General features: G+C 45.7%; 8 protein-coding genes. 6 read left to right on the top strand and 2 right to left on the bottom strand.

Annotated features, from left to right (window positions below; all coding sequences use genetic code 11):
* Positions 1 to 255: 255 nt before the first annotated feature.
* Both AC58VC_RS22090 and AC58VC_RS22085 read left to right on the top strand, forming a co-directional pair.
* A complete protein-coding gene (locus tag AC58VC_RS22090; RefSeq protein WP_497371348.1) occupies positions 256 to 1,446 on the top strand; it encodes an oxalate decarboxylase family bicupin in 1,191 nt (396 codons plus the stop codon).
* Positions 1,447 to 1,559: 113 nt separating this feature from the next.
* A complete protein-coding gene (locus AC58VC_RS22085; protein WP_497371346.1) occupies positions 1,560 to 2,132 on the top strand; it encodes a dihydrofolate reductase family protein in 573 nt (190 codons plus the stop codon).
* A gap of 63 nt (positions 2,133 to 2,195) precedes the next feature.
* Here AC58VC_RS22085 and AC58VC_RS22080 read toward each other — a convergent pair whose 3' ends face one another.
* Positions 2,196 to 2,633, bottom strand: coding sequence for a DUF6376 family protein (locus AC58VC_RS22080; protein ID WP_497371344.1), 438 nt, complete (start codon positions 2,631 to 2,633; stop codon positions 2,196 to 2,198).
* Between the two features lie 105 nt (positions 2,634 to 2,738).
* On the opposite strand from AC58VC_RS22080, the gene AC58VC_RS22075 reads away from it, so the two are divergent.
* From AC58VC_RS22075 to AC58VC_RS22065, 3 genes are all read left to right on the top strand, one after another.
* Positions 2,739 to 3,140 (top strand): NUDIX hydrolase, encoded by a 402-nt coding sequence (locus AC58VC_RS22075; protein WP_497371342.1) that lies wholly within the window; start codon positions 2,739 to 2,741, stop codon positions 3,138 to 3,140.
* A gap of 74 nt (positions 3,141 to 3,214) precedes the next feature.
* Complete coding sequence (locus AC58VC_RS22070) at positions 3,215 to 4,825, top strand: glycosyl hydrolase family 18 protein (protein WP_497371376.1); 1,611 nt, start codon at positions 3,215 to 3,217, stop codon at positions 4,823 to 4,825.
* 278 nt (positions 4,826 to 5,103) lie between these two features.
* The gene (locus AC58VC_RS22065) at positions 5,104 to 6,684 is read left to right on the top strand and encodes an extracellular solute-binding protein (protein ID WP_497371340.1); all 1,581 of its coding nucleotides are present in this window, start codon (positions 5,104 to 5,106) and stop codon (positions 6,682 to 6,684) included.
* A 67-nt stretch (positions 6,685 to 6,751) separates the two neighbouring features.
* Here the strand turns inward: AC58VC_RS22065 and AC58VC_RS22060 are convergent, their stop codons facing one another.
* Positions 6,752 to 7,615, bottom strand: coding sequence for a pentapeptide repeat-containing protein (locus AC58VC_RS22060; protein WP_497371338.1), 864 nt, complete (start codon positions 7,613 to 7,615; stop codon positions 6,752 to 6,754).
* Positions 7,616 to 7,955: 340 nt separating this feature from the next.
* On the opposite strand from AC58VC_RS22060, the gene AC58VC_RS22055 reads away from it, so the two are divergent.
* Positions 7,956 to 13,562: a CBM96 family carbohydrate-binding protein gene (locus AC58VC_RS22055; RefSeq protein WP_497371336.1), complete on the top strand. Its 5,607-nt coding sequence runs from the start codon at positions 7,956 to 7,958 to the stop codon at positions 13,560 to 13,562.
* The last annotated feature ends 67 nt before the right edge of the window (positions 13,563 to 13,629 follow it).

The raw sequence follows: 13,629 nt of genomic DNA, 5'->3' as shown, positions 1-13,629 counted from the left end.
TTGCACCTCCAACGATGTAAAACATCGTTGGAGCGTGCATCAGCGCGCTAGTGGCAACTGCAACGATGAAAAACATCGCTGCAAGCCACACGGACCGCGCTAGCGGAAGCTCTTTGCGCCTCCAACGATGTAAAAACATCGTTGTTGTTTAATTTCATACCCACAGCAGCGTAGTACACGCATTTGCTACCAACAGGGCACATATATTTTTTAGAATGAGTCATCAAAGTCGAGGGCGAAGAGAGGAGTTTACCCATGGATTCTCCGAAAAGGAACAAAGGTATGAACGACGTCATCCCACAGCCCCTTCGTTATGACGGTGCCGGTGGGATTGACACAGGTCCGAGGGATATCATGCGGGATAGGGAAAACCCAAATATGCTAGTTCCACCGATAACGGACGCCGGATTGGTTCACAACTTGAAGTTTTCATTCTCTGACACTTCAATGACGTTAAACCACGGAGGTTGGTCGCGGGAAATTACGGTCAGAGAACTGCCGATCGCGACGACGATGGCTGGCGTTAATATGAGTCTAACACCCGGTGGTGTAAGGGAGCTGCATTGGCACCAGCAAGCGGAGTGGTCTTATATGTTAGTCGGACGAGCGCGTATTACGGCGATCGATCAAGACGGGCGGAATTTTATCGCCGATGTCGGTCCAGGCGATCTTTGGTACTTCCCGCCAGGGCTACCGCATTCCATCCAAGGGTTGGAGCATTGCGAATTCCTGCTTGTTTTCGATGACGGAAATTTCTCCGACCTTAATACGTTATCTATTTCGGATTGGTTTGCTCATACACCCAAAGATGTATTGTCCGCAAACTTCGGTGTTCCCATGAGTGCTTTTGACAATATCCCAACGGATCAGGTCTACATTTATCAAGACAAAGTGCCAGGTTTACTGGAAAGCCAGAAGGTTCAATCCCCATACGGTACAATCCCCTTAAGTTTCAAACATCAACTATTAGCTCAAACACCGATCAAAACACCTGGCGGCAGCGTACGAATTGTAGATTCAAGGAATTTCCCGATCTCACAAAAAATCTCGGCGGCACTTGTCGAGGTAGAACCAGGTGCTATGCGTGAGCTGCACTGGCATCCGAATAACGATGAGTGGCAATACTATCTCGCAGGTCAAGGACGAATGACGGTGTTTATCGGCAATGGCAATGCCCGAACGTTCGATTATCGCGCAGGTGATGTCGGTTATGTGCCATTTGCTACGGGGCATTATATTCAAAATACAGGTACAGAATCTCTGTGGTTTCTTGAAATGTTTAAGAGCAACATCTTTGATGATGTCTCATTGAACCAATGGATGGCACTCACGCCACATGAGCTTGTGAAGAGCAATTTGAATGTGGGACCTGAACTCATTGATGCTTTGCGCAAAGAGAAATGGCCCGTCGTCAAGTATCCGGGATTCTCTTATTATCCGAGATAACTTATTTTTTAAAAAATATGTTTTGAATCGTGATAGAAATTCGTAAGTGGCTGTGTCTTTTAGTTTGAATCCGCTAAAATGAAGTTGGAAACCCAAACTAAAGGAGAATGACAATGAGAAAAGTTGTTTTATTCATGCATGTATCGCTAGATGGTTTTGTAGCTGGACCTAATGGGGAATTAGATTGGATCTCTTATGACCAAGATTTGATGGATGCTGCGGATGAGATCGTAAAGACCGTGGGATCTCCCATATATGGACGCGTCACTTATCAGATGATGGAGAACCATTGGCCAACACTATTAAAGAACCCTGAAAGTACGCAACACGATATCGATCATGCGAATTGGATTGAGGATATTGGCAAGATTGTAATTTCTAAGAGCCTTAAAGAAGTTCAGTGGAATCGTACAACGCTGATTAACGAGAATATCGCAGCGGAAATAGGGAAGCTCAAGCAGGAACCTGGAAAGGATCTTGTCATTTTCGGCAGTCCAAGTCTTGCTCACACGTTTATTGATTTGGACTTAATTGATGAATACCGATTAACCGTTAGCCCAATTGTACTGGGGAAAGGTACGCGATTATTTCAAGCGGATAAGGCGACGAAGCGCTTGAATCTTCTCTCTTCCAAGACACTGCCTTCAGGCGTGTTGGTACTTCATTATGAAGCAAAGAAAGAATAAATACATTCGACTATAAGAGTAAAAAAGGAGCTAAGCGAAATCAAATCGCTTAACTCCTTTTTGCTATCCGCCTAAATTGGATATTCGGTTGATAAGTCCTGTGATGTCCGTGATTGTGGCAAGGATTTTCGAATTTTGCAGCTTATCGAGCGCCAAATGCCCATTTTCTACCACCTGATTAATTTCGTCTAACAAGATTTTATTTTTCTCAACTAATTGCTGGTGAATATCCTTAGCGAATGCAGGAACGCTTTTCAAATTAAATTGTTCGATGTCTGTTTTTAAAGCTAGTAATTGATCTTCAAGCTTCTGCTTTGTCTCCGGATTCGTAGCGGCGTCTTTGATCAGCTGTGGTGCTTGTTCAGCAAATGTACTCAGTTTGTTTATGTGCGCCGTAGCTTGATTCACATAATCTAGTGATTGATTTGCCCCATCTAGGATCGAACAGCCCCCTAGCATCATGGATGAAAGAAGAACGAAAAGCAGCATCGATTTTCTCATCAATAATCACTTCCTTTTTCTTAGAATTTGAGAAATGTGGTTTGGTTTGGTATTGTTTTAATACGCTTTAATAGAAAATAGAGTTTCAAGATAGGAGAAAATAGCATGACAACGTTTATTGATAAGATCGCGTTGATTCGCATCGTTGACGGACAAATATTGGGTACACGCTCGAAGGGAAAGGAACTGTATTATTTACCGGGAGGCAAAAGAGACCCTGGGGAGACGGATACCGAGACGTTGATCCGGGAAATCGAGGAGGAGCTTTCCGTACAAATTAAACCGGAAACCGTGGTCCATTTCGGGAATTTCGAAGCGCAAGCAGACGGTAAGGCTGAAGGAATTGTGGTGAAAATGGCTTGTTATACGGCAGATTTTGACGGCGAACTCCGTCCTGCTTCCGAAATCGATGAATTGGAATGGCTGTCTTATAAGGATAGGGACCGAGCGTCTCGTGTGGTTCAAATTATTTTTGATCACTTGCATGAAAAGAATCTGCTGCTATAAAGCTTAATATTTTGTGCAACTAATTCTCTCTCTTGACGTCAAATTATGACAGAAGGGAGAGAATTTTATTGTCTATGATTAAAAAAGTGTTCGTACAAGCTGCTGCACTTTGCGTAATAGCCTCTGCAGGTAGCGCTTATGCGTATGACGTTTCCTTAAAGCCGTTTACAGATGTAACCAATAAGGATTGGTTTCAGAATGAGGTCTATTCGCTATCAGCGATCGGGATTATTGATGGATATTCGGATTTAACGTACAAACCGGAAGGAATTCTGACGCGGGAAGCTTTCATTAAATTGCTGATGAATGCCAAGCAAGAGGAAGTTTCTTCTGCTACAGCTGTGGCGGGAGCTCCAGTGGATGTTGAACAGGGGCGTTGGTCATATCCATTCGTATCCGCGGCTTACGAGCGGAAATGGATTAATTTTATGCTGGATTCGCAGGGCAAGCTTCATCCGGAGAATGCGATAACCAGAGAAGAAGTGGCGAGTGTTGTCGGTAAAGCACTGCTCGATGCTCAGACAGCCGAGGCTCGCGACCGTTGGACGCTTCAAGGCTGGCAAGAAGAGAAAGAGAAGAGCAGCTTTACGGATAGCGAAGCCTTGAATCCAAATCTGCGTCCATATGCCTATTATGCGGTCAATCAAGGGATCATGGAAGGCGATCAAATGGGTTTTCACCCTAAGCAATCCCTTACACGCAAAGAAGCTGCTGCCATCATTTATCGTTTCATACAGACAGAAATAGCCACTCGTGAGCTAGAAACAGTAGGCTTTTATGCGATTAATTCTTATCCCGCGATCAAACACATGCCGCTGCTCGATCAAGTTTCCGTCGGATGGTCGCATTTGAATTACGCAGCACCAGGTAACGCCCAATTGGAGACAGCGACGACTGAGTATCGTATTCCTTCCGGCTGGGAGGAAGTTGTTCAGTCAGCAAATGCAGCCAAAGTCCAGAAAAATTTGATGGTTTATTATGGTGAGAAGAATCTTACGGATTTCTTGAAGGATGAGCCTGCACAACAAGCGTTTATCCAATCTTTACAAGGCGTTCTTACGGATGCCAGATATGGATTCACCGGGGTAACGATGGATTTTGAGGGACTTATGGATGCATCTAGCGCACCGAACTATAGCCAATTTCTGAAAGCCTTGAAAGCGGCAATCCCGAACTACCCATTAACGGTTGCTGTTCAGCCTGATTATTATTATAAAGGTTATGATCTAAAAGAAATTAGCGCTTTGGCGGATACGGTCATTCTGATGGCTTATGATTTTACGCATAATGACAGTAAACTTCCTTCTGCCCCGCTGCCGCTGGTGAACGATGCGGTGAAACGCGCATTGGCGTTTGTACCCAAAGAAAAGCTCGTGCTTGGGATATCTAAGCAGGCTAATCAGTGGATCACAGCAAACGGTTCATCGGAATTATACAATCCGGAGATTGCAGCTGTTGAGAAACGACTTGCAACACCAGGAATTACTCAGACGATGAGTTTACCGTATTTTCTGAGAGAGATCGCTTTTCAAGATGATCGCGGAAGCCACGATATTTTCTATGAAGATACAGCTAGTGTGGATAAAAAGGTGTGGCTTGCGAAGTATTATGGGTTAAAAGGCATTTCTTTATGGTACATGGGCAATTATACGGATTCGGATTGGACATTATTTGAGTCAAAATAACAATAGGGGCTGTCTTGAAAGGTCGTATGACCTTCGAAGGCAGTCCCTTTCATTTTCAGTCAGGAAATCATGAAAATCTAAAAAAAACCCGACTTCCCCTAAAGGAACTCTATATGAGGGTCGTGCGGATTCGTATACGATAAAAACAGAAACCAATGGAAGCGATTACAACAGGTGCATGCCAGCATTTATGATACGGATGATCTACGGATTCAGGGTTGAACAGAAAGCGCTAGGCGCTTTCGTTTTATCATAACTGTAAAGAAATGAGGGGTACGATGAGAAGGTCAAAATGGATGGCATGTACGATGGCATTTGCGCTAACTACTGGACTGGTTGGCTGCAGCTCAACTGCAGATAAGAAGGCACCTGAGGCATCTTCTGCTTCGCCTGCAGCGGTGAGCGCAACACCTGTGGTATCGCAAGGACCAACGAAGTTCAGCATTTCCTTGCGAACGTTGAACTTTGATTATGTAGAAAAAGCAGCCAATCTTAACGAGGACAAATGGGTGAAAGAACTAGAAAAGAAGACGAATACAGACCTCGATATCCATTTAGTGCCTCATGCCGATTTTGAGAAGAAAATGGTTCAAATGTTTGCTACTGGCGACATTCCAGACGTCGTGCAAGCGGGAGCCAGTACGAGTGGGAAAGAGCTTGCAGGCTCTGTCCAAGCAGGCGTTTTCCTTGAATTAAATGATCTTATTAAACAGTATGCGCCAAATTTATTGAAGACGATTCCGCAAGCGGCATGGGATGAAGTTACGCTGAACGGTAAAATATATGCGATTCCGGAATATATTTCTCAGCCTTCCCGCAGGGCAACTTGGGTGCGCGAAGACTTGATGAAGAAAGCAGGAATAACGAAGGATCCGAAAACGGTTGATGAGTACATGGAAATGCTGCGCGCTTTTAAGAAAATTGGTGTGGAGCATCCGTTCATGGGACGTCAAGATTTCAAATACGCGGATATTTTCTTTGGCGCTTATGATGTCTACCCGTACCTCAGCCAATTTGAAGTCGTAGACGGAAAAGTGCAGCCGAAATTTTTTGACTCGGAAAATATGCAAAAGGCATTGCAAACGTACAAAACGATGTTTGACGAAGGTTTGATCAATAAAGAATTTGCAACGATTAATCCGACGAATTTCAAAAACATTATTTTGTCAGGTAAAGCCGGTATGTGGGAAATGAACGCGCAAGAGCTGCTGCAGTGGCAAACACAATTGAAGCAGGCTGTCCCTGATGCGAAAATTAAGATTATTCCATCTCCAGTAGGTACAGACGGCAAAGGCGGTGGGTATTTGTACTCCTCCGGTGCACGCTCCTATTTAATCAATGCAAAGACAGCGAAGGATAAAATTCCAGGCATTCTTAAGTTCTTCGAATGGCAAGCATCGGAAGAGGCTGATAAGTGGTTTGACTTGACTTTGCCGACAGAACCGAAAACAGATGCCGAGGTATCTGAGCAGCGATATTTGAGCGGTTTCCTTCATATGGTCAAGGACGATGCGTTCCGCAAACAAATTTTGAGCACCACGCAGGATGGGAAGGATCTGCTCAAAACGTTTGAGACTGTTTTACCAAATGAAGGGCGCGGTGGTTTGGAGTTTGATCCAATTTTGGAAGCTATGCAAAAAAATCCGGACATTGCGCCATTATCGGATACGGCTCCTGCCGTGCTGCTCTCGCATATGGTGAAAATGGTGTACGGCAAAGAGCCAATCAGTGATTGGCCGAAGGTCATCGAAGAGTGGAAGTCCAAAGGCGGGAACGATGCGTTAAAGACTGCGAATGATCTCTACCAGAAGAGAAGCGGGATTAAACTCAGAGGCCCAGAAGCTCAGAAGTGGAAGTAAGTTAACTTCATAAAGGAGGCTGTACCAGAGGTCTGCAAAGACTTTCTGGCACAGCCTCTATTTGTGTTTATGCAGTCCAGTGTGGCGGCCGGCTGAGTGAAACTGGAAGCTTGGTACGTGTATCACCTTTGGCTGCGTTGATTTGGAACTGCGTGAGGAAGAGGCTTCCCGTAAAATCAGCGCCACTCAGGTTGGCATCGCGGAAGTCGGCGCCGATAAGATCTGCTGATCGCAAATCGGCCTCGCTGAGATCCGCAGCGATCAGATAGGCACCTCGCAAGTGAGCGCCTCTAAGATCCGCGCCTCGGAGGTTGGCTCCGATCAGATCCGCGCCTCGTCCGTAGCTCTTGTGACGCCCACGAGCACTTCTCTGCTGACGCTGAACGCCAGCTCTCACGAGCTCGCTCGTCTGCAGGAGCAGGGCATTCACATCTGCACGATGTGCCGCAACGTCAAGTTCCAAGAGCGCTTCAGAACTTAATGCTGTGAGACGTTCCGTTTCATCCCGCGCTGAACGAAGCGCTTCATGAATAGATCGCGTCTGCGCAAGCTCAAGCGCTTCTGTCAAATACCAGAGCAGCTCATGAAGCTGCCTTATAATATGGAACACCTCAAACATTTGTTTCGCGGTCTCTGGAGCTTTCACCCAATCCTTGCCTCTATAAGTCACTTGGGCGACATACTGACCGGCACCAAAGCAGTCATATACGGTGCATCCGCGATAACCGATCTTCCTTAGATCTTGGTGCACACCGCAGCGAAAGTCATTTCGCAGGTTATGGCAGGGCTTACCAGCAGGCTTATCTCCTGCAAAGTCTACGGAGACGGCGAAGGGTAATGCTACACAACACAGACCAAAGCAGTTTTCGCAATCCGCTCGGAGACGGTGATAATCGTTGTTTGAAACAGCAGATTCATGAGATTCTGGCAAAGGTTGTCCTCCTTTTGCTAGCTTTCAATGACATTCAGATATTTACAATATAAATTTAAGGATATATTTCGTCAACGGTACAAGATGGTTATAACTAAACTTGCTTTCATTGGATGAAAAATCAATTGTTTTGATGATTTTGAGCATCGATTTGTTTTATTATCAACGCTATTGGAGGTTTTGTTTATAGGCAAGCCTGCCATTCGTAAGCCATAATGAAACATGGTTGTTGGTGTATATTTCCATTTCAAGCGTAAAGGTGGATGGGAGGTGTGTAAGAACGGCCTTGAATGAAAACGTTATCAAACATTTGTCAATAGGAAACGGAGGATAAGCAAGCATGATGAAAAAGGCGATTAGCTTGTTGATGGCTTTAAGTTTGAGCGCTGGTTCGTTGCTGACTGTACCTCATGCGGGTATGGCGGCAAGTACGACTAGCACGCAGATCCTGCCTCAACAGGATGTCACGGTTTATTCGAATGGATATCAAATAAATGCTAACATCGTAGCTTCAGATGGGGTTAATTATCATAAACACGTGGATGACGGCGGAGAAACAGATATTATGCGTGCTGGCTTACAAGAAGACGGGGCATCAGCCTATGCATATGTAAAGTATGATATTACAAATATCCTACCTTTGATAAATTCGGAAACGGAGGTAGCTCTCGCATTCAAAGCTTCATCATTAACGCCAACACAAATGAGTGTTTATGGCCTTCATCCTTTGCAAACGACTGCAGATTGGTCGGAGTCGACGATGACATGGAAAAGTAAATTTCTTAGATTAACGGATTCGATAGATACCATAACCATAACGAATACGCCATCTGACTATCAGTTTAATCTCACTGATTACGTGAAGGAGAGCAAGAAAGCTGGGAAATCAGTGGTTGGATTCGTGATTAAGGCGGAAACACCTGGCGCGATTGAGATTAGAGGGCATGAAACCACAGAAAGTGCGTCGGAGGGCCTGATCCCGACGCTAATCGTGAACGAGCAAAGCACGAACCTGCATGCTCCGCATCCGTACACGCCGTCGGTACCTTTCGAATACGGCAAAAACATGCCGCCATTGCATGACACACTTGTGTACAACCCGGTCACTACGAACAATAAGGATGGGGACAAAAATTACCACAGCACCAACAATGTTGCATCCATTGCAGACGGGATGACTGCTGAGTTTAATAAGTCAGTCGGTTACTATAAGTTCGATATTTCCAACTTGCCTGAGGCTGACCATATTGGAAAAACGCTATTTTCGGTGTGGGGACGTGATACGTCGAAAGCAACATCAGCAACAGCGACCAATTACGTTCAAATTTATGGCGTTGAACATGCGGGGAATTGGACAGAAACTGGCTTGACTTGGAATAATAAGCCTGCCATAGGGGATGCTCCGATCGCCGAAGTGTTGTACAAAGCGGCAAATGATTATCAAGACGCTGACATTACTGATTATGTGAAGCAGCAGAAGATGAAGGGTGAAAAGACGATTACACTCGTAATGGCAGCCAAAAGCAGCAGCGGAATCTTTTATCATCGCGGGAAAGATACGACAGCATCAGGGCAAATGCCGCCAAGACTGATCGTCTCCGATCCGGCGGACGTGCCTGAAGATATGCGCCTAGGGACTGATGGCAGAAGCCGACTCTATCCGGCAGATTGGTACCCGGGTTTCAAGGATAACAAAGGGAGATTTCTGCACGATTTCTCATTTGCTGGCTATCATTTGGGAGAAACGCCCATTCCGGCTACAGATATTGCAGCGAGTATTGATGTGACCAAAGCGCCCTATGGAGCTGATGCGACGGGGCAGAGGGACTCGACCCAAGCGATTCAGAGCGCGATTGCAGATGCGGCGGCAAAAGGCGGAGGTGTCGTGTACCTCCCGGCGGGCACCTATCAGGTCAATCCGCCTGCAGGCAAGGATTTCTCTTTGAACGTCCCAGCAAGCCATATCGTGCTCAAGGGGGCGGGAATGAACAAAACGTTTATTTATAATGCGACCGAAAATATGAAATCCAAAGATATTATCCGGGTCGGAGATGGCGATTGGAAGAAGACGAATGTCTCCACCAAGCTGAGTAAGAATGTTGCGGAGCCCAGTGCGTTACTTCCAGTTGAAAACACAAGCGGATTCGCAGTCGATGACTATGTGCTGGTTACTTTTGAAACGACGATGGATTTCTTGAACGAACTGGGTATGCAAAATAAATGGGCATCCCGTCTCGGCAAAGTTGAGCAGCTGTTTTACAGGCAAATTGTCGGGATTGATCACGTTAATCGGACAATAACGCTAGACATTCCAACTCGGTATGCATTAAAACAACGAGACAACATTACGATATCGAAAACAGAGGCCCCGATTTCCGAGGTTGGCATTGAGGATTTCTCGATAGCTAATGTACAGAATCATAACAGTGGTCTAGGGGAAGACGATTACAAGGTTGTCGGTACGGCAGGGTATGAAAGCGATAATGCGAAAGTGATCAATCTGATTGCAGTTGCAAACAGTTGGATTCGCAATGTTAACACATATAAACCTGAGGGCAATTCGACCTATCACATTTTGTCCAAAGGGATCATTTTGGATCGCACTAAGAATGTCACGGTTGATCATGTCACGATGCAGTATCCGCAGTACAGGGGAGCGAATGGCAATGGCTACTTGTATCAATTTATCGGCAATGATAATTTGATCATTGATAGTAAAGCGATTGCAGCGCGTCACAGCTTCACCTATGCGAATTTCTCGGCCAACGGAAATGTGATGCATAATGTCTATTCCGAGAATTCCTCACTAATGACGGACTTTCATATGTATCTCAGTATGGCCAATCTGATTGACAACATGACGCTGAATGGGGATGGTATTTCTGCCATAACGCGGGATTATGGATCGTCGGCAACGAATAGACATGGCGTTGTGACGACGGAAAGTGTGTTCTGGAACACAACGGGTCAGGCTGCACATAGCAGCAAAAACGGCATTATTATCGAGTCGGAGCAATTTGGCAACGGTTACATCATAGGAACGAAAGGCGCGGTTACCGGAGTTAATGTGAACATCGTCGGCTCGATCCCCGATACGAACACCAAACCGTTCGACATGGCGGAAGGTGTTGGCGAGGGCACGAAGCTGGTACCTCAGAGCCTATACGTCGATCAATTTACTAGAAGAACAACCGCTAAGGAGCTTGCTTTGCAGTCTCTGCTCGTCAATGGAGAGGCCATTAGCGGCATGCAATTGTTGAAAACGAAGTATTCCTATACGCTGCCATTCGGAACTACACAGATTCCAACGATTGAGGCTATGCCCTTGCAATCTGGCGCTGTAATCTCCATTACCCAACCGACAGCAACGAATGGCACTGGCATTATCCAAGTGTCCGGCAATGGGGCAACGCAAGAATATCGCGTTCAATTTCAAGTGGCTGCAACACCTGTTTTGCCCAAAAGTATAACGATCGCACCTGACAAATCCGTTCCAGGCTGGAGAGCTGCTGGCAACGTAATCAGTGTAGGAAACAGCGGAAAGCTGAAAGCATTCCTTACACTCGATTCAGGTGAAGTCATTAATACGGAGAAAGCTAATATCCCTGTCACGTACAGCATAAATAACGAAGAAATCGGATCGTTAGATAACGGCTGGTTCAAAGCTAAACATGCGGGAGTGGCTAAAATAACCGCAGAAATCGTCTGGAATGGTGTGAAGGTTAGTGTCTCCGAAAACATTGAAGTGCGAGACGCGATGGCTGATCCGGAAGGAAACTTGGCCACAATTGTTAACGTGACCGCCAGTGCAGATGATGGCAACCTGCCCATAAATACGATCGATCGTGATCCTGACTCGAGATGGTCAGCTGAAGGCAGTGAACAGTATCTACTGCTTGAGCTGGATAAAGAACAATGGCTGGATCATATCTCCATCCTATTTTATAGCGGGAATTTGCGATCCAACTATTTTGACTTGGAGGTTTCTACGGATGGCCTAACGTATCAAAGAGTGCTGACTCAAGCTGCCAGCCATAAGCAAAATCCGAACCAGACGGAATCATTTGCGTTCGAGCCAGTCAGAGCTAAGTACGTTAAATATATCGGTCACGGAAATGAATTAAATGCGTGGAACAGTATTATTGAGTGCTGGGTACATCTAGCTCAGATTGATGCTCCAATTACGACGCTTAGTGTTGCAGAGTCTGTGTATGGAGGACAATTGTTCCAAACGACATTAGGACTTGGAAACGTGACAAGCAGTGTTTATACGGCAGTCTATGGTGTGGATCTATCGATTGCATTTGATAGTGCTGATCTTGAATTTATATCTGTTGAATCATTAAAGCAAGGATTTGTGATTGACCCTAGCAGTATTCCTTCCAGTCCAGGAAACATTCAAATTCATGATGCAGCTAGTGAAGCAAGTGACGCGATAACTGCCAGCGGAGAATTGCTCCGTTTACATTGGCGAGCTAAACCGATTTCTCAAGCTGCTTCTACTCGTATTAGCATTACTTCTGCTAAAGTTAAGAATGGAAATGGACAAGAAACAGAAGCGTTAGGGACGGAACTGAATGTCATGGTGAATCTTAAGAATTCAGCTGGATCCTCAGAGGATAAAGGACAGTCGGGTACAATATCCGGACCGTCGGTGCCTAGTGTGCCAATTGTACCTCCAAAGCCGGAAACACAGGAGCCCGGAAAGCCCGTCAAGGTTCAGGTTCTTGTTAACGAGCCAGTGAAGGAAACAGAGGCAGATGGGATGACAGTTGCCAAAGTTATCGTTAGCGATGAAGCCATCCAAAAAGCACTCGAGGCTTTGAGTTCCGAAGCAAAAACAGGAGCCGTTCAACTTGTTATTGATATGAAGGGGCAAGAAGATAAAGGAGTTATCGTTGTCCCTGCCGTTAGTATGATTTCTGTACGAACGAAAGCGCCGAACGCTTTATTAGTTATAAAATACAATTCGGTAACTTATGAGCTTCCGGTTAGTGGTTTGGACGTGATGGGGCTTTCCAAAAAGCTTGGCGCTGAACCTGCTGATGTTGCTTTCGCTATTCATATTGAGAAGCTGACTCCGGCGATTACTAGCAGCTTACAAACGGCTGCATCGGAGAATCAAGCTAAGCTGCTGCATCCTGGTATTCTGTTTGAGATTACTGCAGAAAGCACCGGGAAACAGGTGCAGGTAGAAGATTTCGGTGGCATGTATGCTCCACGTACAATTTCCCTACCTGGCGAAGTAGATGGGCTTCATGCTAGCGCGGTTTCCTATGATCCGATGACTGGTGAGTTGAGTTACGTGCCAGCTATCTTTGAACAGCAGGATGGCAATACGCTGGTTACGATTTACCGCACAGGTAACAGCATTTATACAGTTGTAAGCGCGAATAAATCATTCGCAGATCTCTTGGGGCACTGGTCAAAAGATCAGGTTGATTTGCTAGCGTCGAAATTCTTGATCAAGGGAGCAACTGAAGATCAGTTTATGCCGGATGCTAATGTCAGCCGAGCGGAGTTTGCAGCTCTATTGACAAGAGCAATCGGGCTTAAGCCTCAAACAGCCGGAGCGTTTGCGGATGTTCCTAGCTCGGCGTGGTACGCCGATGAAGTTGGTGCTGCTTCGGCTGCAGGGATTATTGATGGCTACGAGAATAATGAATTCAAGCCTGAGGCTAGTGTCACACGTGAGCAGATGGCGGTTATGATCGTACGCGCGATGAAACAGGCAGGCATTGAAGTGAAGGCGGATCTGGTGCAGCTGAATCAATTTGCAGATAGCTCCTACATAAGTGAATACGCTAATGCAGCTATTTCCCAAGCGATGCAGGCGAAAATCATCCAAGGTGCAACAGAGGATTCTTTTGCTCCATTGGTTAACGCGACTCGCGCAGAAGCGGCGGTCATGCTGAAGCGTATGTTGGATTACATGGCTTTTAATTAGTCGTAATAGAGGTTGTCCCGTTTGGCTTCATATGCCGAGGGGATGACCTCTTTTTGTTATTCGGTAT

The organism is Paenibacillus sp. J22R67 (assembly GCF_059692175.1).
The sequence above is the reverse complement of the archived record's forward strand: the minus strand, read 5'-3'. Positions and strand labels throughout refer to the sequence as shown.

Excerpts from the sequence above, each read along its gene's own strand:
- AC58VC_RS22090 (WP_497371348.1), top strand. The coding sequence starts at position 256 with ATGGATTCTCCGAAAAGGAACAAAGGTATGAACGACGTCATCCCACAG.
- AC58VC_RS22085 (WP_497371346.1), top strand. The coding sequence starts at position 1,560 with ATGAGAAAAGTTGTTTTATTCATGCATGTATCGCTAGATGGTTTTGTA.
- AC58VC_RS22080 (WP_497371344.1), bottom strand. The coding sequence starts at position 2,633 with ATGAGAAAATCGATGCTGCTTTTCGTTCTTCTTTCATCCATGATGCTA.
- AC58VC_RS22075 (WP_497371342.1), top strand. The coding sequence starts at position 2,739 with ATGACAACGTTTATTGATAAGATCGCGTTGATTCGCATCGTTGACGGA.
- AC58VC_RS22070 (WP_497371376.1), top strand. The coding sequence starts at position 3,215 with ATGATTAAAAAAGTGTTCGTACAAGCTGCTGCACTTTGCGTAATAGCC.
- AC58VC_RS22065 (WP_497371340.1), top strand. The coding sequence starts at position 5,104 with ATGAGAAGGTCAAAATGGATGGCATGTACGATGGCATTTGCGCTAACT.
- AC58VC_RS22055 (WP_497371336.1), top strand. The coding sequence starts at position 7,956 with ATGATGAAAAAGGCGATTAGCTTGTTGATGGCTTTAAGTTTGAGCGCT.